The organism is Chryseobacterium lathyri (assembly GCF_003290185.1).
Taxonomy (GTDB): Bacteria; Bacteroidota; Bacteroidia; order Flavobacteriales; family Weeksellaceae; genus Chryseobacterium; species Chryseobacterium lathyri.
The window spans coordinates 168,633-192,634 of the sequence record NZ_QNFY01000007.1 but is presented as its reverse complement, the minus strand read 5'-3'; the positions used below and the strand labels follow the sequence as shown (position 1 = coordinate 192,634).

Below are 24,002 nucleotides of genomic sequence, written 5' to 3'. Positions count from 1 at the left end.
CGAATTTTAAGATTTTTTTAACATTATTGCTGTATTTTTTTCTGTTTCAATCTTTCAAGGTAAACAGGCATGGTTTCTTCCATTCTCAATAATACTCCGGATAAATTTTTTGCTTTTACATAAGTGCGCACCTGGGGTTTAGCCTCAAAGGAATACTGTATAAACTCTGAAATTCTTTCTTCCGGGATTCCCGCCTGGGTAAAGTATTCATTATCCACTCTGTTTCTTACCCATGCAATATGTTCCTGCAGATCATCATACCTGTATTGTCTTTTCTGGCGCCTTGCTTTTCCGCTTATCAAATCATAAGCTCCCTGTACATCCAGGCTCCCTAAAAGTATCGGAATAAGCACCTGCTTCACTTCTGCCGGCTTTTCCCTCATTTTCCCGACGGGTTGGGGTAAGCCTACTGCCTGGCGTACCATCTCACCTTTATCTACTTTTGAGGCCAGCCTTGAATCCGTCTCAAGATCTCCGGTCGGTTTTTTAACTACCTTTACTTCTTCAATTTCTTTTGGGATCGGAATCAGAACAACCAAAAGCTGAGAACTGAAACCATTAGCGGGAACTGTAGCAGAAACCCTCCTGAAATCTGCTTTTACAAATCTCAACTCATCATTTGGATTAGCTTCAATAGAGAACTGCCCCATAGAATTGGAATAGGTTTTTTGGTCATTAGACATGTTGATAATAATCACTGAACTTAGGTTTTCGCCACTATCATCGGTAATACGGCCCGTAACTGTCTGCTGTGAGAAGAAATTATTAAACATGAATACAAGAAGAAATGAAACTTTTCTCCAGTCATTAATGCCAATATTTCCACCTGCAAAGCTCATCCTCTTATTCGTTAAGATTAAATACTGTCCAGTTTATGGGTTTTTCTGTATTCTGCAAAGGCTACTTTTAATTCATACTCTACAATATCAGCCTTAAAGTTTTTCCTGTATTTTTTTGCCATCATCCGGGTATCATTAGCATAGATTAAAAAATAATCTATCTGATCTTCATCCATGCCATATTTTCTCAGAAACTGTAAGTCTATTTCTTCCTTTACTCTTTTGATAAAATCCTGTGTTTCCGTATAATTGGCTTTGGTAATTTTAAGTTCTGTCGCTTTTTTGAACAAACCTACAGCGGCATCCAAAACTCCTAAAATACTTACCTGCCCGGCATTATAATCAGGTTTAAAGGTTTTTGAAACCGTATTATCCGGTAAAGCTTCATTCAGTGGGCTTTTCATATACTCATCCAACTCTGATCTTAAAGACACCACTTTTCTGGATTCATTAAGATACCTGTTGTCTCTTTCCAGATTACCCGTAGGTTTATATGTGATCTTTACTTCAGGAATTTCTATTTCAGTTTTGTCAAGGCTTATCATTAAAGGAGAACTGAAATCTTCCTTCCTCAGCTTTTTATCAAAACGGCAATATCCTTCTTTTACAAATCTAAGTTCATCATTTTCCGATGCTTCTATCGTAAAGTTCCCCGAAGTATCACTCAATGTGCTTTTCCTGTTGGAAACATTGATAATTAAAACCGGGTTTATATTTTTTTTGCTGTTATCTGTCACTGTTCCGGTTATCTGCTGCTGGGAAAAATATTCTGCCGAAACAAAAAAAGGAATTACGTAAAGGCTTTGTTTAATATAAGTTCTCATCTATGTTTATCTTTGAGTCTGTGGAGCGCGGTAAGAGGAAATTCTCGTCAGTACAAAACGTTGAAATCTATAAAGATCAGCATCACTGCAGAAACCATATTTCAGGATAGCTTTCCTTTCAAAGCCACCGGCCAGAACATAGCTTATAAAATGATCTATCTGAGACTTTTCAATTTTTAAATCCGTGAAGTATTCCTCACCAAGAGCTGTTTTCAGATAACTGCCAAGATCAATATCATCCCATTTGTTTTTCACTTTCCCAATAGAAAATCCCTGCCCTTTTGGCTGTACAAATTCTCCGGGTTTCGCTGCCAGTATTCTTGGGTCTGATTTCCGTGCAATATACCCGTCAATATCTTTGATTAGCTTTTCAACTTTTTTAGGTCTGTTCAGGTTTTTTGCATCTATTTTAAGATCACCGGTAATTCCCTGCTTGATTTCTACTTCGGGAATCAATATGGTGGCTCTTTCTAAAGTGATATTAATGGGAGATTCTATATTTTCCTTGGAAACTTTTTTAACGAGACGTTCGTAGCCTGCCTTTACAAAGCGAAGTTCATCCCCTGCTCTTCCGGAAACCATAAAGTGTCCGTCCCGGTTCGTAACCGTTCTTTCATCAGTCCTGATATTAATTACAGTTACATCCGGGATTTCTGAACTATCTTCAGAAACTACTTTTCCAAAAATATAATTTTGGGCATGGGTGTTTATGAAAAAAAGAGTAGTAAGAAAAAAGAGTAGTTTAAATTTCACGGACAGTTTTTTATAGAGCAAATCTAAAATTATTTTTAAATTAAATGGTAAGTTTAACCACAGTTAACGTGTTTTAGGATTTCTTTTTGATTTTTGCTTGGGAAACTGTTAAATCGCCACTCTGAATTGTTAAAATTTCACTTAAAAATTAGCTAACTTGCAGTCTCAATTCTAAATTCAGCAATGCAAAATTCTTATACAGTGATCAATGCTTCAGCCGGGTCGGGGAAAACATATGCCCTTGTCCAGAGGCTTCTGATGATCTGTCTCCGCTACCCCAATCAACAGCAGTCGATCCGGAATATTCTCGCGCTTACTTTTACCAATAAAGCGGCCAATGAGATGAAGGAAAGAATTTTATCCTGGCTGGGAAACTTTTCAGCGGATAATTTTGCACAAAACAGTGACCTGAAAAACATTCAGAAAGCATTTGAAGCTGATGGACTGAAAATTACGATTGACGAGCTCCATAACCGTTCCAAGAAACTGCTGGATTATGTGCTTCACAATTATTCAACGCTGAACATCGGAACAATTGACCGTTTTAATTCAAGACTGGTAAGAAGCTTTTCCTACGAATTGGGTTTAGCCAAAAACTTTAATCTTGAAATTGAAGCTGAACCGTTTCTGATCGAAGCTGTAGATAAAATGCTGGACCAAATCGGTGAGAATGAAAACATTTCCAATTCTTTCATGGATTATGTGGATTACAGTCTGGAAAATAATGAAAGGATCAATCTTAATAAAAATCTTTATGATTCTGCAAAAGAGTTTGTAAAGGATATTCACTATGAACATCTGAAAAGCAACAAAAGCTTTGATGACACGAATTACGAGAATATAAAAAATACGCTCAGAAAAGAAATCGTCCAGAATAAAAAACGGTCCGCCGAGCTTGCGGCCCAATCTATTGAGATTTTCCGGTCCAGAAATATTGATATAGAAGATTTTGCACAGGGAAAAAACGGGATCGGTGGATTTTTCACTAAGGTTCAGGATTTTTACAATCAGAAAAGACCGGGATTTCCATTTCCCACAACGCAGGAAGAATCTGTAGTCAACAATTACAGGAAGGGAGCTTCTTCTAAATCCAAAAGTAAGGAACCTGAGATCTTCGAGATTCTGGACCAACTTCTTGACAACAGAATGCAGCTGATCCTTTTATACATTGAAACCCAAAAGAAGGAAAAGATTCTATCTGCCCTTCTTCCGTTAAAGGTGAATAAAGACATTCAGGATGAATTAAAAAAAATTGAGGAAGAGAATGACCTTGTTCTGCTTTCAAAATTTAATATTCTGATCAATGAAAATCTTAAAAATGAGCCATCAGCCTTTATTTATGAAAAGGTAGGTTCACAGTTTCAGCATTATTTCTTTGATGAATTTCAGGATACTTCGGAACTGCAGTGGCAGAATTTTATTCCGTTACGTGATCACAGTGTTTCTACAGAAAATACTTCTTTTACGCTTGTAGGAGATCCCAAACAGAGTATCTATAGGTTCCGGGGTGGAGAAAGTAAGCTGATGCTGGATATTATCAACAAAAAAGAATTTTCGCCAAAGGAAGCAGCTCTTCTTGTTTTAAAGGACAACTGGCGAAGTGCTAAAAATATTGTACAGTTCAATAATGAGCTGTACCGGTATCATTCGGAAGGTCTGGAGGAGGAACATCGGAATATTTTCGGGGAAGATGCTGAACAAAGCTCGAAATCTCAGATTGAAGGCCGTGTAAAAGTCAGCCTGATCGAAAATCTTACGAATGAGGATTTTTATAATGATACTTCTGAAAGAATGCGGAAGGACATTCAGGAAAGCCTGGATAATGGCTTTAAATTTTCTGACATTACAATCTTATGCCGCGGTAATTTTGATATTTTCAGCTATTCTCAAAAACTGGGAAATCTGAAAGTGAACTACCATGGGGAACAAACGAATATTAAAACAATTTCTGATAAAGGCCTGACACTGGAACTTTCCAATACCTTAAAGGCTGTTATTGAATTTCTTCGGTGGGAAATCAATCCTAAGAACAAGCCCAATCTGATCATGATGATGTATTATCTGAATGCTTTGGGAAGAATTCATATGGCAGATTTCACATTGGAAATGAACAAAATCCTGGAGATAGAAACGCATGAGGAAATTCTTCAGTTTATTCAGAATACTTATTCCCTGAAGCTGAAACAGGACAACTTTCCGAGGTTCAATCTGTATAATTTTGTGGAATATTACATCAATGAATTTGCTGTGGAAAACAAAGAAACAGATTTTCTTCTGAATTTCCTTGAAATGCTTTTCAACTTTACACAGAATGCCGGAGCCAGCACGAAAGAATTTTTGAAATACTGGGATGAAGAGGCTTCTGCTTATACAATCCAGGCTTCAGAAAATATTGATGCTGTGCAGATCATGACCATTCATAAATCGAAAGGACTGGAATTCCCGATTGTATTTATCCCGATGATGAATAAAAACAGGGACAATGAATTCACTAACTGGTTTGACACCAATAACGATGATGCTTTGAAATCAGTCAACATCAATCAGTTCAGCAAAAACCTTGAGGTTTATGATGAAGAAATAGAGGCATTTAATAAGAAAAATTCTTACAAAAACCTTATTGACAGATTATGTCTCCAGTATGTAGCGACTACCCGTCCTGTTGAACAGCTGTTTTTCTATCTTCAGAAAGCGAATAAAACATCTAATAATCTTGAGCTGCTGGAATTTTTCAACGGAAAAAATACGGAAGAATCTGATGAATTCGATCTGTATGAAGTCCATCCGGAAATGCTGAAAAAGTATTCTAAAGATAAAACATCATTATTTAAGACCAAGGATATTCAGAACCTTAAAAATATCAATGAAAACAGAGCGTCCATCAAGATTGCGACTCCCTCCAAAAATTACCAGGTGCGGAACGAAAAGGTAAGGATCGGGCTTTTTGTCCATGAATTACTTTCGAAAATCAATACGGAAAAAGATACAGCCAAAGTCCTGGAAAGCTACGTTCTGGACGGACAGATCACATTGGAAGAGAAAAATGAGATCCAGGAAACTTTAGTTCAGATCATCAGAAAATACGCTGAATTTTTTGACGAGAAATGGGAAGTGATCAATGAAAAAGATATTATGATCTCAGAAAGAGGACAAAGCCATATTTTCAGGCCTGACCGTATCCTGAAGAGTGAAGAAGGCTATGTAATTGTAGATTTCAAAACGGGTGAAGAAACGGAAAAGAATCAGCAGCAAATTGAGAATTATAAACGTATTCTGGAAAGTCTGGGAAGAAAAGTACTAAAGACACAGTTGATCTATCTATAGCAGGAATCTGTATTATCTTTTCCACAAAGTTTTCCACACCAGGATGTTGATAAGTTTAAAAACAAGGCATCAATACACTGATTAACAACAGAATATAATAAATTAAAAAAATAATATTATTCACAATAGAAAGCACATCTTCCAGATATTTTGTGGATAACCTGATAATGAAAATAACTCGCCCCGCCGTTCTCCGAACGGCGGGGCGAGTTTTACCATATAATTTGCTTAGGCTGTTGTAGCCGATACAAAAACTCTCTGAGACAATTCCTGATCAAAAAGATATAATGCGGATGGATTATCGCACACCATCTTGATCTTTGTAACATACTGTGAAGCGCTAGCCTCTTCTTCTACCTGCTCATTAATGAACCACTGTAGGAAAGAAGTTGTTGCAAAATCTCCTTCATCATTAGCATTTTTCACAATGTTGAAAATACTTCTGGTTACTTTTTTCTCGTGTTCCAATGCTTTTTCGAAAATATCAGTAGCGTTTTCGAATTCATGTGGAGGTTTTGCAATCTCTCCGATGATAATCTCCCCTCCTACGTCATTTAAAAAATCAAACATTTTATCCGCATGCATCAATTCTTCTTTGCTCTGAACCCTGAAGTAATTCGCAATCCCGTCAAGATCTTTTCCTGAAAACCAGGCAGACATTGAAAGATAATATTGTGCGGCATATTGTTCGTGAGCTATCTGTTCGTTAATTAACGTTGCAATTTTTTCGCTGATCATAAGTATAAATTTATAGTCAAAAATAAGGAATAAAAGCCCGAAATCAAAGGTTTTAATGAAAATTAATACAAAAAGGACGAGAGAAAACCCGTCCTTCATACATTAAAAAATCAAAATTATGAACTGTTATTTTGCTTCCTGAACCGCAGTATTCATAGGTTTCCTCATCATTTTTCTGTCCTTCATTGCCACCTTTCTCTGCTCCATTTTAGCTTTTCTGTCGGCCTGCCATTTATCATACTGATCAGGAGTCAGGATTTTTTTCATATCAGCATCCATCTGAGCTCTTTTGGCTTTCATGTCTTCCATTTTAGCCTGTCTTGCTTCTTTATTTTTATCAAAGTCAGCTTTCATTTCAGACTTTCTTTTTTCATGAAGGCTTTTAATCTGCGCAACCTGAGACGCGTTCAGGTTAAGATCTTTCTGCATCTGATCAAGGTGCTCCTGATGCTTTTGCTGCATTTTTTGCTGCATCTCTGCTCTTCTTGCCTGTTTGTCCTGCGGAGTCGTTATGGTCTGTTGTGCCATTGCAAAACCTCCTATTCCAATAAATGCTATTGCTAAAACTAATTTTTTCATCTTAAAAAATATTTAATTAATTGTTATACATCTTTTTGATTATTAGTTAAAAGATAAGTTAAACTGAAATATTCATAAAAAATGTTAATTTTTAATATTAAAATAATAAAAAAAAGGACAGATCCTAAAATCTGCCCTTCACACCACTTAAATATAATATATGAAAATTATTATTTTATCTGTTTACCAGTCTGCCTCTGAAACCACCCCCTCTGTTTTCACTGCCGCGGTCGTTCTGTGGTCTCGGTGAATTTTCAGATCTGGAACCTCCACTGTTTCCTCTAAACCCTCCACTATTATTTTCTCTTTGTGGAGTTCTTTCCCTGTTCGCTTCATTATTTCCTCTGAAGCCTCTGTTACCACCATTATTTCCAAATCCTCCACTGTTATTTTCTCTTTGCGGAGCCCTTTCCCTGTTCGGTTCATTATTTCCTCTGAAACCTCCGTTACCACCATTATTTCCAAATCCTCCACGTGTTCCGTTATTTTCTGAATTCCCTCTGAATCCTCCGTTATTTCTTACCCCATTATTTTCATTGCGGAAACCGTTGTTCTGATCAGCCTGCTTACGGAAACCTCCGGAATTATTATCTCTGGATCCTCTGAATCCATTATCAGATCTGCTGCTTCTGATTACATTAAAAGTAGGGTTGTCCATTCTTCGGAACTTCGCTCTATCTACTCTGTACACATTGATGTTTACATTCCTGTATCTCGGCATTACTGCATATCTCGGTGCATAATAGGTTCTTCTGTAATTCTGGAAGTAAACAATCGGGCTTGCTCCACGGTAATAATTGTTTTGGAAAACAACAAATACTCTTGGCCCTAAAATTCTTTCCAATGCATAGAATCTGTCATAATACCATCTGTCAGGATTGTATCTGTAAAAATTATTCCATGTAGAAAAATTCACATACAGGTTATTAAGACTTAAGATCTGATCAATCTGCCATCGGTTCAATCTGTTATCTCTGAAGAATACATTCCAGTTGATATTTACAACACTGTTTCTGTAGTCATTATAGTATCCCTGGTAATAATCGCTTGGATAATAATCCTGAGGATAGTTATAGTAATAATCGTCCGGGAAATAATTTCTGTCATCCTCATCATTATAATAGCCATCTCCATTCTGATAATATCCATCATCTCCCCATCCGTTATTTGGATACTGCTGGGCGGAAGACAAAGCTGCCAGTCCCAAAGCAAATCCCAAAAGTATTTTTTTCATCTCTAATCGTTAATTGGTTAGTATATAGCAGAATATCTCTATTCTATCTTTTGGATATAAATAAAAAAAAGAAGTTAAATCCTAAGATGAAACTTCTTTTAATTTACTTTTAACTAATTGATAATCAAATGTTAAATTTATAATCTTCCGCTATCTTTTATCCAATAGGCTATTTTTTCATTGAAATATTTTTTACCTTTTAAGTCCTCGAGCTTTAAATGCATCCTGTAGCGCCAGTAATGTGGGAAAACTGCAGGGTTATTAATCCTCTCATTATCCATGTTCTGATTGGTCAGCTCAGGTTCCGTTGCAAGAAATTCCTGGATTGGGAAAACAGCAAGCATCGCATCAGTGTAAAGATGCTGTTTCATAATGATTTCTGCAAGATGAGAATCCATTTCGTCCGGAGCTTTTCCATACTGCACCAATTGTTGATTAAAATATTTCTGTGTTAGTGCAGGATCTTCCTTCCACCATTGTCTCAGCGTTGAGCTGTCATGTGAGGAAGCCGTTACCACATTCATATAATCAGCTTTTTTAGGATTGTAAAACGGAATATTGTCTGACGGCATTCGCTGTACTTTTAAAGCAATGATCGCCAGCTCATCCATTACAACAGGCACGCAGGCAGGAACCATTCCCAGGTCTTCGCCACAGATCAGCATTTTCGTTGCATTAAGAATAACCGGCAGTTTCTCCATCGCTTTCTCGTACCATAGGTGATCCTGTCTTCTGAAGAAATAATCATGGTACAGCTCATAAATCGCCTTCCTTTCCCATTCTGAAAGATATTTATAGGAGTGGGTATTAAACACATTAAATCTTGGATGATATACTGTTTCGCCATTCCTTTCTTCAGTAAGGAACAAAACATTGGCACATAAAGAGATAAGTTTTTCTTCTACAGAGCCTTTTGGGTTCTTTTTGAAAAATTCTGCCAGCTTTCTCTGGGTATCAAATTCTTCTTTGAAGGAGTATGTTCCGTCATTATTGCTGTTAATAAATTCAAAAACTTTACTGCTGTCTTCCCCGAAATATTCCCACAAAATTCTTTCATTGATGAAAGGCTTACAGTATCTGTTGAAATCAAAAGGAATATGCCTTGCTTTAAATTCATCCAGAACAATAGGAACCGCAGGATAAAAGTAGCCTAAAATCCCTTGTGTAGCAGAAATTGGCATCCTCCAGATTCTGAAAAATCCTAAGATATGATCAATTCTCATAGCATCGAAATACTGCTCAAGTGCTTTAAACCTGTTTTTCCACCAGCGGTAATCATCTTCCTTCATGGCTTCCCAGTTGTATGTTGGAAATTCCCAGTTCTGACCCAGCTCTGTAAACTGATCCGGCGGTGCTCCGGCCTGGAAATCCATCCCGAAAAGCTCAGGTTCTGTCCATGCTTCCACAGAATGTCTATAAATACCGATCGGAAGATCTCCTTTCAAGGATACTCCTAAGCTGTGGATGTAATCTACAGCATCTTTCAGTTGTAAATGAAGCTGGTACTGCACCCAGGCATGAAGCATGGAAGCATCATAATCTTTGCTTTTTGTGGTGAAAAACTGTGAAATTTTTCCTGCAATATATTTTTTATGGGTTTTCCAGTCGTTGAAGTTCGGAGTTTTATATTTATCCCTGAGTACACAGAATGCGGCATAAGGAGTCAGCCAGTAATCGTTGTCTTTTATAAATTTTTTAAAGTTCCTGTCCTTATAAATTTTCTCTTTTCCTGCATTGAAAACTGCTTTTAAAAACTTCCATTTTCCTGCGATCATTTTTTCATAATCAATCAGGTCAAGAGCATTCAATGCCTCTTTTTCAGACTGATACTCAGAAACTAATTCTTCCGGTAAAGCAAAGTCAAGATTTTCCAGGCAAATATACTGCGGATGCAAAGCATAGACAGAAACCGCCGCATAAGGATAAGAATCCGTCCAGGAATAATTGGCAGTAGTATCATTTATCGGAAGGATCTGGATAATACCCAGATTGGTTTCCTTCGTCCAGTCGGCCAGCTTTTTAAGATCGGAAAATTCTCCTACTCCAAAACCGTTCTCACTTCTTAAAGAAAACACAGGAACTGCCACACCAGCATCATGATACATCTGGTAAGACTTGAATTTAAAATAATGATTGGAAACAATCTGCAGCACATCTTTCAACTGATTAGCAACCGTAAATCTATTTTCACCGGTTTCGACATCAATAATTTTTCCTTCTTTTTTGCTGTAGAGACAATATTTAAATTGGATAAATTCATTCTCAGGAATTTCAACGGAAGCTTCCCAAACTCCAAAATCTGTCTGTGAAAGACGGATCGCTTTATCATAATTCCAGTTCCCCAGAGAAGCTGTACTTCCGAAGAGGGCAATTTCCCAGTCGGGATTGTAAACAGGTGCTTCAATTCTGAATAAATGGGTATGCTTTTTTAAAACTGCAGCTTTTTCGGGAACAAACTGATTAAGCTTATTATAAAGGATCTTATTGTTCAAATAGTTCTCAGGGAAATTTTTATTATTCCATTCATCGAAAATAATAAACTCTTTGTAGTTATGCGGGAAATTAAGATGGTGCAGCACAAATTCTTCTCTAAGAATATTGCCTTTTTCATCTGTAAGCTGATATTTATATGAGACTGATTTTGAAAAATAATCCACTTCACATTTCCAGATGCCGTTTTCTGCATAAAACAGGGCATGAGTCTGGACAACAGCTCCTTCCTCATCCACAATCAGGAGCAGTAAACTCTGTCCTGCCTTTGCATTATATCCTACATTAAAGTATAGCTTCATCTATATTTTTTTTATAAAAATACATTTTAATATCGAAAAACAAAACTTATTGAAGATCAAATAATCATTAAAAAACCTTTCCAAAATAACTTGAAAAGGCTTTATATTTTATTAGAGTTAAATGGAATTTATATCAATTATCTAAGCTTTTATTCTGTAACAATAATTTTTTTACTTAATATTACTTTACCGGATTCATTTGTAATGCTTACAATATAAGCTCCATTGACTAAATTTTTGAGATAAACCTGCTGATTGAGCGAGCCATCTTTTACAGATAGATTCTGTTCCGTTACATTTTTCCCGGAAAGATCAAAAACACTAAGTTTTAAATTTCCTTTTACAGCTTTATCATTTACACTAATGTTGATAAAGTGTTCATCTACTCTGGTCGGATAGATATCAATATTAGCTAATGTATTTACCGAAGAAGTTCTGTCATTGGCAAAATATCTGCTTGCAAGATCATAAATATGAGGTTTTCCTCCACCCGGAAGAGCTTTTGCCTGAAGAGTCAACAGGTCTACTTCATATAAACTGTCTCCTTTGGCACTTGCAATAATTACTTTTCCTTTAGCATTGACAGCAGATCCATTCACTGAATAATTTTCAGGAATACCGGATATTTTACCTATAAATTTGGCTTTCAATTCTTTTGTAATTACCTTAAAAACATTTCCTGAAGCTGAAAAAACATAAAAATTATTTTCAGCATCTGCAATCATGTCACCTCCGAAACCCGTTTCAATAGCCGTAAATGAATTTTTCCCATTGGAAGCATCATCCTTAATAATCCCAAGGTCACTGACTGTATACTGACTTCCTTTTCTGCTGATCTGAAGCAACTGTGTTCCTGCGTTATTAAGAGCATAAATATTTCCGTCATATCCTGTAGTCATTCTTGTGATGTGGGAATTGATATCACAGGAAGTTACTCTTGCCACGGTATTTTCTACCAAAATAATTTCTTTAGTCTTGGCATTCAAAACATAAATATTTGATGAAAACATCGGCATATACACCAAATTATTATTCAAAGGATCATAAGCCAGAGCCGCCATAGTAACTGCTTGAGAGTGGCTGTAGGAATTCTTATCCTCAGATACCTGACCTTTTCTTTCCTGAGAAAATACGTTTACCGCAGTATCCGCCGAAAACAATTTTTCTCCGGAAGCACCGCTTACCGCATCCATGGCACGGAAATCACTGAAAACTATGCTGGAAGTATCTTTTCCGGCAATAGCAAAAAAGTCCTGCTGCGCCTGGACATTAGCACCAAACACAAGCAGGAAAAGAGGGAATAAATGTTTTTTCATACAATGTAGAATTTAGATTCGTGATCATTTTAGTTATAACTAAGTTACACAATTTACAAATTGAATCATAAAAAAATAATATCATTTACATAATATTTACAATCATTTAATCTAAACGTTGAAGTTTTGATAAATTATTTTTTTTCTTTTAAACACAAATTTCACCAATAACACTGACAGTAGCATGGTAGTATTAGTGAAAACAATTTGTGATAGTAGTGTTTTTTTAACGTAAAGATTGATGATTAAGCTGTATATTTTAAAGAAGCAAAGATTGCCAGCTTAGCTGACATAAGTAGAGTCAGTGATTTAAATTTCAAGAAAACACAAATAAGTAAAATCTGCAAAAAATTATACCAGCAGTTAATCGTAAAAGTAGGATTGCCTGACCTCAGCAAAAAAAAGAACTCCCGTCGATCACACGGATTGCAACAGATTTATCTGCAGAATCCACGTCATCAGCGGGAGCTGTGTTTATGTATTTTAGGTTAATTCAGAACGTAAGTTGTTCCGTCTCTTCCGTCTTTTAATTCAATGCCTTCAGCAAGCAGCTTATCTCTGATCTGATCTGAAAGGTCAAAGTTTTTTGATTTTCTTGCCTGATTTCTCAGCTCTATTAAAACTTTTAAAGTTTGATCGAGTTTTTCGTTATTATTTTCTTCGATACTCTGAAGTCCTAACACGTCAAATATAAAGGCATGTAATGTTGACTTTAAATCTTCAAGATCCTCAGCAGAGATTGTTTCTTTACCATCATTTAAAGCAAAAATATATTTCACAGCTTCAAATAAATGAGCAATCAGGATCGGAGAATTGAAATCATCATTTAAAGCATCGTAACATTTATTTTTCCATTCCTGAAGATTGAATTCAGACCGTTTTTCATTATCCGGAGTAATCGAATTTAATACTTTAACAGCCTCCATTAATCTGATGAAACCTTTTTCACTGGCCATCATCGCATCGTTTGAAATATCCAGCACACTTCTGTAATGTGCCTGCAGGAAACAGAAACGTACGATAGAAGGATGGAAAGGTTTTTCAAAGAAATCATTTTCTCCTGTAACCAACTGCATCGGAAGGATATAGTTCCCCGTCGATTTACTCATACGCTGAGAATTCATTGTCAGCATATTGGCATGCATCCAGTAATTAACCGGAGCCGTATCATTGCAAGCCTTCCCCTGTGCGATTTCGCATTCATGGTGCGGGAATTTCAAGTCCATTCCACCACCATGGATATCGAATTTTTCACCTAAATATTTCGTGCTCATGGCAGTACATTCAAGGTGCCATCCCGGGAAACCTTCACCCCAAGGGGAATTCCATCTCATAATGTGAGCAGGAGATGCTTTTTTCCATAGTGCAAAATCCTGTGGATTCTTCTTTTCGCCCTGACCGTCAAGATCACGGGTATTGGCAAAAAGCTCTTCGATATTACGTTTTGAAAGTTCACCGTAATTCAATCCTCTTTTATTGTATTCCAGAACATCAAAATATACAGAACCGTTGCTTTCATAGGCAAAACCTCTTTCAATAAGTTTCTGGGTCAATTCGATCTGCTCCACGATGTGACCTGTCGCTGTCGGTTCAATATTGGGAGGCAACAGGTTGAACATTTCCAACACTTTGTGAAAATCGACCGTATATTTCTGTACGATTTCCATGGGTTCCAACTTTTCAAGACGCGTCTGTTTTACGAATCTGTCGTTATCTACGTTCCCATCGTCTGTAAGATGGCCTGCATCTGTAATATTCCTGACATATCTTACTTTATACCCCAAATGCATCAGGGTACGGTATATAAAATCAAAGGAAAGAAATGTTCTTACATTTCCCAAATGCACATTGCTGTACACGGTAGGTCCGCAGACATACATTCCGACGTTTCCTTCTAAAATTGGTTTAAATATTTCTTTTTCTCCTGTAAGGGAGTTATATAGTTTTAATTGCATTTTTTTAAGTTAAAAGATTCAATGATTAAAGGATTTAAAAATTAGTTAAAATAATTCTAACCACAACAGATAATTGTCGTGAGAAAAATTTTATTTGAAACTCTTTTAAATATTACCATTATTAAATTGCTTTTAAGTGATATTGCAGATGATCAATATAATCCTGAATAATGTATTCCAAAGTAAAGGTTTGAGGAACTGTTTTTGTTGTATCACAAATTCTTTTCAAAGCTTCGTCAGGAATATTTTCCACAGTATGAACAATCTGAAAATTCAAAGATTTCCAAAGGCTGATCACTTCCGAAACCGGAATATCCTGATAATTCTGCGCTTTTACCCAAAAATCCTGATCATATACAATAGTATCATTTTCTTTGTATTGTGTTACCACAAATCTTCTGATATTGGTAAGAGCACTATCGCAAAGATGGCCTAAAATTTCTTTTTTGGACCACTTTTCCGGTGAAATTTTATAGGACCATTCTTCTTCTGAAATTGTTTCAAATCTCTGAAGTTCGGCATTAACAATATTTTTTAGAATCTGATAGTCCATTTATTAATAATCAAGTTTAGCATGACTTCCCACATAATGCAGGAATTCCTGTCTGGTGATCGGGTTGGTTCTGAAAATACCACTCAATTCTGCCGTAATGGTAGAACTTGCTGTATCTTTTATTCCTCTGCAGTTGACGCATAAATGCTTGGCATCAATAATACAGGCTACATCTTTTGTACCCAATGCTTCTTTCAGGGCATCTACGATCTGCATGGTCAGTCTTTCCTGAACCTGTGGCCTTTTTGCATAATAATCCACAATTCTGTTGATCTTGGAAAGGCCAATCACTTCACCGTTTGAAATATAGGCAACATGGGCTCTTCCGATGATCGGCAGAAAGTGGTGTTCGCAGAAAGAATATACCGTAATATCTTTTTCCACCAGCATCTGGCGGTATTTATATTTATTAGAGAACGTGGAAATTCCCGGCTTATTTTCAGGAAGGAGCCCTCCAAAAATTTCATTAACATACATTTTGGCAACACGCTTTGGTGAATCTTTTAAAGAATCATCCGTCATATCCATCCCCAGTGTTTCCATAATCTCACCGAAAAGTTCGGTAATTTTTTCTATTTTTTCCTGTGGCGATTTATCAAAAGCATCTTTCCTAATAGGCGTATGTTCTTTTCCTGTGAAAATATCATCGTCGTTATCGGTAAAATCAACCATTTTTATTTAATTTGCAACAAAAATACGGATAAAATCTGTTCATCAATTTCATTTTGAACGAAAAACATTATCCTTTCTCAACTTAGCCTTATGATTATTGTCGAAGAAGTACAGAGTGACAACCAGAAAAAGAAATTTTTAGAATTTCCTGCCCAACTTTACCGGCATGACAAAAGCTATATAAGACCCAGAAATCAGGACATCGAAGAGATTTTTGATCCTGAAAAGAATAAATCTTTCGTGAATGGCGAATGTGCCCGGTTCTTATTTAAAAACAAAGAGAATGAAATAGTAGGGAAAGTGGCCGTGTTCATGTCTACTCTTTATGAACAGAAACAACCCACCGGCGGAATAGGTTTTTTCGACTGTATCAATGATCAGAAAACAGCGGATTTTATTTTTGACCACTGCAAACACTGGCTTCAGGAAAGAGGCATGGAAGCTATGGACGGTCCTATTAATTTCGGGGAACGGGATAAGTTCTGGGGACTTCTGACGGAAGGTTTTGCTGAACCGCTTTTCGGAATGAATTACAATTTTCCATATTACAAAGACTTGTTTGAAAATTATGGCTTCAAAGTATATTTTGAACAGCTCTGTTTTTCAAGACCGATTTTTGCGGAGGTTTCAAGGATCTTTACCCTAATGCATACCAAGCACAGCAGAAACCCGGCCATCTCTGCAAGACCGATGAAAAAGAATGATCTGCCTAAGTTTGCAAAAGATTTTACAGAAATATATAATCAGGCATGGGCTGCCCATGGCGAAGGCAAGCAGCTGGAAGAAGCAAAGGTCCTCAAAATGTTCAGAACCATGAAACCTATTATCAATGAGCATATTTCCTGGTTTGTGTATGAAAATGAAAAACCTATTGCCATGTGGATGAATCTTCCGGATGTGAACCAGTGGTTCAAATATCTGAACGGTAAATTCGGGATTGTTGAAAAGCTTAAATTTTTGTGGATAAAGCAATTCAAAAAGAATGAAAAAATGGTGGGACTGGTATTTGGTGTTGTTCCGGAATGGCAGAAGAAAGGTATTGACGGCTATATGATCTGGGAAGGAACGCAGCACCTGAGAAAGCATACGGATTTTAAAACTACGGAGCTCCAGTGGATCGGAGATTTTAATCCTAAAATGATAAAAATAGCTGAGAGTCTTGACACGACTGTGACCAGAAAACTGGCTACGTACCGGTATTTATTTGACCGCACTAGAGAGTTTGAAAGACATCCTATCCTTTAAATAAAAAACCCTGCTATTGATAGCAGGGCTCCTTTCATTTTTGATACTCTATTAGAATAGCTCTCCGGCTACTTTTTTAATATTGTCACTTTTTCCCATGGAGTAAAAGTGCAGCACAGGAACTCCAAAATCAAGCAATTCTTTGCATTGGGCAATAGCCCACTCGATCCCGATCTGTTTTACCGCTTCATTATTTTTAGCATTTTCCACTTCGTTGATCAGCTCTTCAGGAAGGTCTATTTTAAAAACCTGCGGCAGGATCTTCAGGTGCTTTTTGGTCGCAATAGGTTTAATTCCCGGGATAATAGGAACGGTAATTCCCATTTCTCTGGCCTTAGTCACAAATTCAATAAATCTTTTATTGTCAAAAAACATTTGAGTAACGATATAATCTGCTCCGGCATCTACTTTTTCTTTCAGCCATTTCAGGTCATAATTCATGGAAGGTGCTTCCATATGTTTTTCCGGATAACCGGCTACTCCTATGCAGAATTTATTAAGTTCATCACAGGCTTTTTCATCATTGTGAAGGTATTTCCCTCTTCCCAGATCATTAATCTGATGAACGAGATCCATAGCACTGGCATGACCTCCCGGTGTTGGCTCAAAGTATTGATGCCCTTTCATGGCATCGCCTCTCAGGGCCATTATATTGTCTATTCCCAGGTACATACAATCTACCAGAAGATATTCGGTTTCTTCTTTGGTGAAGCCTCCGCAAAGGAGATGGGGAACGGTATCTACATTATATTTATGCTGGATGGCGGCACAAATACCTAAGGTTCCGGGACGCATTCTGGTGATCCGGCGTTCCATCAGCCCATTTCCTTTATCAATATAAATATATTCTTCCCTTGAGGTAGTTACATCTATAAAAGGGGGCTTAAACTCCATAAGCGGATCTATGTTGGTATACAGATCTTCAATTCCGATCCCCTTTTGGGGCGGAACCACTTCTAAAGAGAATAAGGTTTTGCCATTTGCATTTTTTATGTGTTCAGTGATCTTCATTTTATAGTTTAGTTATATTTTTAGCTTTTAAAGAAGTGCCTGTTGATATTTTTTAATCTGCTAAATTGGGGGACAACCACTTTCTTGCTTCCTGAATGCTACAGCCTCTTCTTTCTGCATAATCTTTTAGCTGGTCTTCGGTTATTTTTCCAAGTCCAAAATATTTAGCATGCGGGCTTCCGAAATAATATCCGGAAACGGAGGCCGTTGGGAACATTGCCAGGCTTTCGGTAAGGAAAACTCCGGTGTTCTCTTCTACTTTTAAAAGATCCCAGATGGTCTTCTTTTCCAGGTGGTCCGGACATGCGGGATAACCCGGTGCGGGACGGACTCCTTTGTATTTTTCTGCGATCAGATCTTCATTGCTTAAATTTTCCTGGTTGGCATAGCCCCAATATTCTGTTCTTACTTTTTTATGTAAAAATTCTGCAAAAGCTTCTGCAAATCTATCAGCCAAAGCTTTTACCATGATGGCATTGTAATCATCATTGGCTTTTTCATATTCTTCTGCAAGTTCGTCTGTACCGAAGCCTGTAGTTACACAGAAAGCTCCTACATAATCTGTTTTACCGGAAGCCTGGGGGGCAATAAAGTCACTTAACGCTAAATATTCTTTTCCTTTTGAACGTTGAGCCTGTTGTCTTAAGGTTAAGAATCTGGCCTGTTCTTCATTATTTTCGTCAAAGATTAAGATATCATCAGTATCATTGGAGTTGGCCTTGAAAATTCCGAAGATGGCTTTTGCTTTCAGCAGTTTTTCATCAAGGATTCTTTTTAAAATAACTTGGGCATCTTTAAACAATTCTTTAGCCTGGGCTCCTACCACCTCATCTTCTAAAATATTCGGATATTTCCCGTGAAGGTCCCAGCTTCTGAAGAATGGCGACCAGTCAACAAACGGAAGCAACTCATTCAGGTCCTGATCTTCTATTACGGTTACACCTAAATTATTCGGCGTAAAAATATCCTCGTTTTCCCAATCGATGCTGAAATGATTCTTTCTAGCTTCTTCAATGGAAACATAGTCTTTATCAATTTGTCTGTTCAGAAACTTTTCACGGAAATCAGAGTATTCGTCTTTCAGGTCTGAAACATAATCTTTGTTTCTGTCGCCTAACAAGGAGCTCACTACGTTTACCGCCCTTGAGGCATCATTAACGTGAACTACTGCATTTTTATATTTTAAATCGATTTTCACAGCGGTGTGGGCTTTTGATGTGGTTGCACCGCCAATCAACAGAGGAAAATTAAGGTTTTGTCTTTCCAATTCAGAAGCGATATATACCATCTCATCAAGACTTGGTGTGATCAATCCGCTTAATCCGATAACATCAACTTTCTGTTCGATAGCCGTCTGAATAATTTTCTCTGCAGGCACCATAACTCCAAGGTCTACAATTTCATAATTGTTACAACCCAATACCACACTTACGATGTTTTTTCCAATATCATGAACATCACCTTTTACCGTCGCCATCAGAATTTTTCCGTTAGCTGGCCTTGTGCCGTCTTTTTCGGCTTCAATAAAAGGCTGCAGATAAGCTACTGCTCTTTTCATTACCCTTGCAGATTTTACCACCTGTGGAAGGAACATTTTCCCACTTCCGAAAAGGTCTCCCACAACGCCCATTCCGGTCATAAGATTAACCTCAATAACATGCAATGGTTTTGCGGCCTGTTTTCTGGCCTCTTCTACATCTTCTTCAATAAAACGGTCGATTCCTTTTACCAAAGCATGGGTAATTCTATCCTGTAAAGGCCTTGTTCGCCATTCGAGATCTTCAACGATTTCTTTTTTGACGGATTTATTTTTTTCGGAATACTCCAGAAGTCTTTCTGTAGCATCCTCTCTTTTATCAAGGATCACATCTTCCACAAGCTCCAGAAGCTCTTTATTGATCTCATCATATACTTCCAGCATGGAAGGGTTCACAATACCAATATTCATTCCGGCCTGAATAGCATGGTAAAGGAATACGGAGTGCATGGCTTCTCTTACGGTATCATTTCCACGGAATGAAAACGAAACATTACTTACACCACCGCTTACAGAAGCATAAGGAAGATTCTGTCTTACCCATCTGGTGGCTTCAATGAAGTCGATAGCGTTTCTTCTATGTTCTTCCATTCCTGTTGCCACAGGGAAAATATTCAGGTCGAAAATAATGTCTTCAGCAGGAAAACCAACTTGATTAACCAAAATATCATACGACCGTTTTGATATCTCAAGCCTGCGATCATAATTGTCTGCCTGTCCTGATTCATCAAATGCCATTACAATGACTGCAGCACCGTATCTTTTTACGGCTTTGGCCTGCTTGATAAATTCTTCTTCACCACCCTTGAGACTGATGGAATTGACGACACATTTACCCTGTGCCACCTGAAGGCCGGCTTCCAGGATCTCCCATTTGGAAGAGTCAATCATGATGGGAATTCTTGAGATATCAGGTTCTGAAGCAATTAAATTCAGAAATTTGATCATAGAAGCTTTTCCATCGATCAATCCGTCATCGAAATTGACATCAAGAATCTGTGCGCCACCTTCTACCTGATGGCGGGCAATATCAAGTGCTTCAGAGAATTTCTCCTCTTTGATCAGTCTTAAAAATTTTTTGGAGCCGGCAACATTGGTTCTCTCACCAACATTGATGAAATTACTTTCCGGCGTTATAATAAGAGGCTCAAGGCCCGACAATCTTAAATATTTCATTAATTTTTATTCTTCTAAAATATAATAGGCGTTGTTTGCATTCTGCCGCAGCAGATCTACATGCTTGCCTAAAGCAGTAAAAATTGGAAATCTTTTATAAGCTAAGTTGTGTTCTTTTGCAAATTCTTCGATCTCTTCTGTGATCTCGTTATAATACATATAGCTGTAATTCGGAAAAAGATGATGAGCCACATGAAAATTAAAATTCCCTAAAATATTTCTCACCAGCCAGTTATTTTCTTTTAAATCATTGGTTACCTCAAACTGGTGACGGAGCCAGCTGAACGGAAGCCCATTCTTTGTATCCAGTTTTGGGAAAGCATTATCAGGAAGCGGATGCAGAGGCAATAATACAAAGAGCGCAAAAATGCTCGCCGCAATGATCTGAAGGCCCCATGCTCCTAAAGCCAAGCCTATGGATACTTTAAAGAACAGGATAGGCACTACGATCTGATAAAAGAAATAGAACAGCTTGTAAATGACCATTTTTATTTTTTCAATGAAGGGAATGGAACCCTGGGTCTTTAAAATTACTCTTTCTTTATCAAAAAAATCTCTGAAATCCCTGATAAACATCCAATTGAACAGGTAAAGAGGGTATACCAGGAAGAAAAACCTATGCTGGAATTTCTGCACACCTTTTGCCTTGACCCATGGAACTATTAAAAGCAGACCGCTCTGCTCTATATCCGTATCCCATCCATCCACATTCGGGTAGGCATGATGACTGGCAATATGCCTCTTTTTCCAGATGTATGAATTCGCTCCTACAAAGTCAAAAATATGCAGTACCAGCGAGTTCAGTCTTTTACTTTTATAAATGTTATTGTGAGCTGCTTCATGGATCAGGTTTAAATAAATGAGTACCAAGGAGATTCCCATTAAAACAAAGCTTCCGATATATATCCAGGGTTTGTCAGCATTAAATAAAGCAAAGAAATACAACGCAAAATAGACCAAAGGCAGGATAACCGCTTTGATCTGAATATAGATGTCCCTGTTTTCGGGAATTTGTTCTAAACGCTGATTCACTTTCTTTCTCAGTTCATTAAAAAGTCTTATATCCTCTGAATTTTTCAAGTAACTTGGCTTTTCCATAATGTTAAATTTTGTGACTCATTTAAAGATAACATTTATAATCAAGCACTTACTCCATATTTTAATTAAAAAAATCTATTAAATCATGCAAATTTTTTCAATTTTCTTGGAGCATATTCTGCTACCAGATCTGCAATGGCTTTGATGTGGTCCGGCGTGGTTCCGCAGCATCCGCCTATAATATTGATCAATCCTTTCTCTACATATTCTTTAATCTGTCTTGCCATATCTTCCGGTGTCTCATCATATTTTCCGAAAGCATTCGGAAGTCCGGCATTCGGATAGGCTGAAACATAAAATTCTGAATTATGGGCTAATGTTTCCAGATACGGCGTCAGCTGATCAGCACCAAGGGCACAGTTGAAACCTACACTCAGTAAATTTAAATGTGATACTGAGATCAGGAATGCTTCTGCCGTCTGTCCACTCAAAGTTCTTCCTGAAGCATCTGTAATGGTACCGGAAACCATGATTGGAATTTTTATATTCCTTTCTTCCTGAATCTCATCAATCGCGAAAAGAGCTGCTTTTGCATTCAGGGTATCGAAGATGGTTTCTACCAGAAGAATGTCCGAACCACCATCAAGCAAAGCTTCACACTGTTGTTTGTAGGCTAGTCTTAATCCTTCAAAAGTGATTGCTCTGTATCCCGGATCATTTACATCCGGACTTAAGCTTGCCGTTCTGTTGGTTGGACCAATTGACCCTGCTACAAATCTTGGTTTGTCGGGGTTCTTAGCAGTAAACTCATCACAGGCTTTTCTTGCGATTTTTGCTGATTCGTAATTCAGTTCGTACACCAATTCTTCCATATGATAATCTGCCATAGCGATTGTTGTTCCTGAGAAAGTGTTGGTTTCGATAATATCAGCTCCTGCTTCCAGATATTTTTTGTGAACTTCTTCAATTGCCTGAGGCTGGGTCAAAGAAAGCAGATCGTTATTTCCTTTTACCGGATGTTCCCAGTCTTTGAAACGTTCGCCACGATAATCTTCTTCTTCAAACTTGTAACGCTGAAGCATGGTTCCCATGGCGCCGTCAAGAATTAATATTCTCTCGGATATTGCCTGGTATAGTTGTTCTGAATTTTTCATTGTATAAATTTTGGCTGAAGCCATTTAAGTTATTTCATTAAACATATATTGAATTAATCCAGGGCCTGCTTTAAATCTGCTATGATATCATCCACATGCTCAAGACCTACCGAACAGCGTACCAGACCTGCGGTAATACCTACTTCGTTTCTTTCCTCATCGGTCAGTTTTGAATGGGTAGTTGATGCCGGATGGGTTACAATCGTTCTTGTATCTCCTAAATTGGCAGAAAGCGAGCACAATTTTATTTTATCCAGGAAGTTTCTTCCCCCTTCTATTCCGCCTTTAATTTCAAAAGCTACGATATTTCCACCCAACTTCATCTGTTTTTTAGCAATTTCATAACTTGGATGGGATTTCAGGAAAGGATATTTTACCAATTCTACATTGGGATGGCTCTCTAAAAACTCAGCCACCTTCAAGGCATTCTCACAATGTTTTTCAACACGGATAGCCAATGTTTCAAGACTTTTTGACAATACCCACGCATTGAAAGGTGACATCGCCGGTCCGGTATTTCTTGCAAAAAGATAAATCTCTCTTATAAGGTCGGCTTTTCCTACAGCTACTCCACCTAATACTCTTCCCTGGCCGTCAATAAGTTTTGTTGCAGAATGTACAACAACATCTGCCCCGTATTTAATGGGCTGTTGCAGATAAGGCGTTGCAAAGCAGTTATCTACAATAAAGATTAGGTTATGTTTTTTTGCAATCTGCCCAAAAAACTCCAGATCCAGAATCTCAATAGCCGGATTGGTTGGAGTTTCGAGATACAAAATTTTTGTATTAGGCTTAATATACTGCTCTACATTTTCCGCATCTCCAGCTTTAAAATAAGTGGTTTCGATATTCCATTTCGGGAAATACTTGGTAAACAAGGTATGTGTAGATCCGAACACCGACTGGCAGCTGACAATATGATCACCGGCATTCAATAAAGCCGCAAATGTTGAATAAATGGCAGCCATTCCCGTTGCAAATGCATACCCGGCTTCTGCGCCTTCCATTATTGCAATCTTATCAGTGAACTCTGTCACATTCGGGTTTGAAAAACGGCTGTACAGGTTTTTAGGTTTTTCTTCAGCGAAGCTTGCTCTCATATCTTCTGCATCCTGAAATATAAAACTGGATGTAAGATATAATGGTGTTGTATGTTCATCAAACTGGGTTCTTTCAGTCTGGGTTCTTATCGCTGATGTTTCAAAATTTTCCATATAGTTTTAAAATGTAGCAATGTATCAGTTTAACAATTTACCAATGAT

The 24,002-nt window shown here is 37.5% G+C and carries 18 protein-coding genes; 2 read left to right on the top strand and 16 right to left on the bottom strand.

The features are described from left to right. Positions 1 to 23 precede the first annotated feature (23 nt). Genes DRF61_RS11835 through DRF61_RS11825 form a run of 3 tightly spaced genes read right to left on the bottom strand, consistent with a single transcriptional unit; the run spans position 24 to position 2,416 of the window. Positions 24 to 839 (bottom strand): carboxypeptidase regulatory-like domain-containing protein, encoded by an 816-nt coding sequence (locus DRF61_RS11835; protein WP_111957237.1) that lies wholly within the window; start codon positions 837 to 839, stop codon positions 24 to 26. A gap of 17 nt (positions 840 to 856) precedes the next feature. Further along, on the bottom strand, positions 857 to 1,663 hold the full coding sequence (locus DRF61_RS11830; RefSeq protein WP_111957234.1) for a hypothetical protein: 807 nt from the start codon (positions 1,661 to 1,663) through the stop codon (positions 857 to 859). Positions 1,664 to 1,669: 6 nt separating this feature from the next. After that, entirely contained in the window at positions 1,670 to 2,416 is a 747-nt protein-coding gene (locus DRF61_RS11825) for a carboxypeptidase-like regulatory domain-containing protein (RefSeq protein ID WP_111957231.1), read from the bottom strand. A gap of 168 nt (positions 2,417 to 2,584) precedes the next feature. Between DRF61_RS11825 and DRF61_RS11820 the strand changes: the two genes are divergently transcribed. After that, positions 2,585 to 5,740, top strand: a complete 3,156-nt coding sequence (locus DRF61_RS11820; protein ID WP_338065567.1) for a UvrD-helicase domain-containing protein — start codon at positions 2,585 to 2,587, stop codon at positions 5,738 to 5,740. A gap of 228 nt (positions 5,741 to 5,968) precedes the next feature. Here DRF61_RS11820 and DRF61_RS11815 read toward each other — a convergent pair whose 3' ends face one another. The 8 genes from DRF61_RS11815 to folE all read right to left on the bottom strand — a co-directional run bounded on the left by DRF61_RS11815 (position 5,969) and on the right by folE (position 15,579). Beyond that, the gene (locus DRF61_RS11815) at positions 5,969 to 6,478 is read right to left on the bottom strand and encodes a ferritin (protein ID WP_111957429.1); all 510 of its coding nucleotides are present in this window, start codon (positions 6,476 to 6,478) and stop codon (positions 5,969 to 5,971) included. Between the two features lie 126 nt (positions 6,479 to 6,604). Next, positions 6,605 to 7,057, bottom strand: coding sequence for a hypothetical protein (locus tag DRF61_RS11810; RefSeq protein ID WP_111957225.1), 453 nt, complete (start codon positions 7,055 to 7,057; stop codon positions 6,605 to 6,607). Positions 7,058 to 7,232: 175 nt separating this feature from the next. Continuing rightward, entirely contained in the window at positions 7,233 to 8,291 is a 1,059-nt protein-coding gene (locus tag DRF61_RS11805) for a hypothetical protein (RefSeq protein ID WP_111957222.1), read from the bottom strand. Between the two features lie 137 nt (positions 8,292 to 8,428). Further along, on the bottom strand, positions 8,429 to 11,083 hold the full coding sequence (locus DRF61_RS11800) for a 4-alpha-glucanotransferase (RefSeq protein ID WP_111957219.1): 2,655 nt from the start codon (positions 11,081 to 11,083) through the stop codon (positions 8,429 to 8,431). Positions 11,084 to 11,232: 149 nt separating this feature from the next. Then, entirely contained in the window at positions 11,233 to 12,399 is a 1,167-nt protein-coding gene (locus tag DRF61_RS11795) for a T9SS type A sorting domain-containing protein (protein ID WP_111957215.1), read from the bottom strand. 488 nt (positions 12,400 to 12,887) lie between these two features. Then, complete coding sequence (gene cysS, locus DRF61_RS11790; protein WP_111957211.1) at positions 12,888 to 14,354, bottom strand: cysteine--tRNA ligase; 1,467 nt, start codon at positions 14,352 to 14,354, stop codon at positions 12,888 to 12,890. Between the two features lie 121 nt (positions 14,355 to 14,475). Beyond that, positions 14,476 to 14,907: a DinB family protein gene (locus tag DRF61_RS11785; RefSeq protein ID WP_111957208.1), complete on the bottom strand. Its 432-nt coding sequence runs from the start codon at positions 14,905 to 14,907 to the stop codon at positions 14,476 to 14,478. 3 nt (positions 14,908 to 14,910) lie between these two features. Beyond that, positions 14,911 to 15,579: a GTP cyclohydrolase I FolE gene (gene folE / locus DRF61_RS11780; RefSeq protein WP_034725871.1), complete on the bottom strand. Its 669-nt coding sequence runs from the start codon at positions 15,577 to 15,579 to the stop codon at positions 14,911 to 14,913. 90 nt (positions 15,580 to 15,669) lie between these two features. On the opposite strand from folE, the gene DRF61_RS11775 reads away from it, so the two are divergent. Beyond that, positions 15,670 to 16,824 carry a hypothetical protein gene (locus tag DRF61_RS11775; RefSeq protein ID WP_111957206.1) on the top strand — a complete coding sequence of 385 codons (1,155 nt, stop codon included), beginning with the start codon at positions 15,670 to 15,672 and terminating at the stop codon, positions 16,822 to 16,824. A gap of 51 nt (positions 16,825 to 16,875) precedes the next feature. Here the strand turns inward: DRF61_RS11775 and metF are convergent, their stop codons facing one another. The 5 genes from metF to DRF61_RS11750 form a co-directional block, all read right to left on the bottom strand. Next, positions 16,876 to 17,835: a methylenetetrahydrofolate reductase [NAD(P)H] gene (metF, locus tag DRF61_RS11770; protein WP_111957203.1), complete on the bottom strand. Its 960-nt coding sequence runs from the start codon at positions 17,833 to 17,835 to the stop codon at positions 16,876 to 16,878. A 52-nt stretch (positions 17,836 to 17,887) separates the two neighbouring features. Further along, the gene (metH, locus tag DRF61_RS11765; protein WP_111957200.1) at positions 17,888 to 20,548 is read right to left on the bottom strand and encodes a methionine synthase; all 2,661 of its coding nucleotides are present in this window, start codon (positions 20,546 to 20,548) and stop codon (positions 17,888 to 17,890) included. 6 nt (positions 20,549 to 20,554) lie between these two features. Next, positions 20,555 to 21,646 (bottom strand): fatty acid desaturase family protein, encoded by a 1,092-nt coding sequence (locus DRF61_RS11760; RefSeq protein ID WP_111957196.1) that lies wholly within the window; start codon positions 21,644 to 21,646, stop codon positions 20,555 to 20,557. Between the two features lie 83 nt (positions 21,647 to 21,729). Next, positions 21,730 to 22,740, bottom strand: coding sequence for a homocysteine S-methyltransferase family protein (locus tag DRF61_RS11755; protein ID WP_111957427.1), 1,011 nt, complete (start codon positions 22,738 to 22,740; stop codon positions 21,730 to 21,732). A gap of 53 nt (positions 22,741 to 22,793) precedes the next feature. After that, a complete protein-coding gene (locus tag DRF61_RS11750) occupies positions 22,794 to 23,954 on the bottom strand; it encodes an O-succinylhomoserine sulfhydrylase (protein WP_111957194.1) in 1,161 nt (386 codons plus the stop codon). Positions 23,955 to 24,002 lie beyond the last annotated feature (48 nt).

What these genes read in the sequence shown, in the direction of transcription:
- DRF61_RS11835 (WP_111957237.1), bottom strand. Translation starts at nt 839, where the DNA reads ATGAGCTTTGCAGGTGGAAATATTGGCATTAATGACTGGAGAAAAGTT.
- DRF61_RS11830 (WP_111957234.1), bottom strand. Translation starts at nt 1,663, where the DNA reads ATGAGAACTTATATTAAACAAAGCCTTTACGTAATTCCTTTTTTTGTT.
- DRF61_RS11815 (WP_111957429.1), bottom strand. Translation starts at nt 6,478, where the DNA reads ATGATCAGCGAAAAAATTGCAACGTTAATTAACGAACAGATAGCTCAC.
- DRF61_RS11810 (WP_111957225.1), bottom strand. Translation starts at nt 7,057, where the DNA reads ATGAAAAAATTAGTTTTAGCAATAGCATTTATTGGAATAGGAGGTTTT.
- DRF61_RS11805 (WP_111957222.1), bottom strand. Translation starts at nt 8,291, where the DNA reads ATGAAAAAAATACTTTTGGGATTTGCTTTGGGACTGGCAGCTTTGTCT.
- DRF61_RS11800 (WP_111957219.1), bottom strand. Translation starts at nt 11,083, where the DNA reads ATGAAGCTATACTTTAATGTAGGATATAATGCAAAGGCAGGACAGAGT.
- DRF61_RS11795 (WP_111957215.1), bottom strand. Translation starts at nt 12,399, where the DNA reads ATGAAAAAACATTTATTCCCTCTTTTCCTGCTTGTGTTTGGTGCTAAT.
- cysS (WP_111957211.1), bottom strand. Translation starts at nt 14,354, where the DNA reads ATGCAATTAAAACTATATAACTCCCTTACAGGAGAAAAAGAAATATTT.
- DRF61_RS11785 (WP_111957208.1), bottom strand. Translation starts at nt 14,907, where the DNA reads ATGGACTATCAGATTCTAAAAAATATTGTTAATGCCGAACTTCAGAGA.
- folE (WP_034725871.1), bottom strand. Translation starts at nt 15,579, where the DNA reads ATGGTTGATTTTACCGATAACGACGATGATATTTTCACAGGAAAAGAA.
- DRF61_RS11775 (WP_111957206.1), top strand. Translation starts at nt 15,670, where the DNA reads ATGATTATTGTCGAAGAAGTACAGAGTGACAACCAGAAAAAGAAATTT.
- metF (WP_111957203.1), bottom strand. Translation starts at nt 17,835, where the DNA reads ATGAAGATCACTGAACACATAAAAAATGCAAATGGCAAAACCTTATTC.
- metH (WP_111957200.1), bottom strand. Translation starts at nt 20,548, where the DNA reads ATGAAATATTTAAGATTGTCGGGCCTTGAGCCTCTTATTATAACGCCG.
- DRF61_RS11760 (WP_111957196.1), bottom strand. Translation starts at nt 21,646, where the DNA reads ATGGAAAAGCCAAGTTACTTGAAAAATTCAGAGGATATAAGACTTTTT.
- DRF61_RS11755 (WP_111957427.1), bottom strand. Translation starts at nt 22,740, where the DNA reads ATGAAAAATTCAGAACAACTATACCAGGCAATATCCGAGAGAATATTA.
- DRF61_RS11750 (WP_111957194.1), bottom strand. Translation starts at nt 23,954, where the DNA reads ATGGAAAATTTTGAAACATCAGCGATAAGAACCCAGACTGAAAGAACC.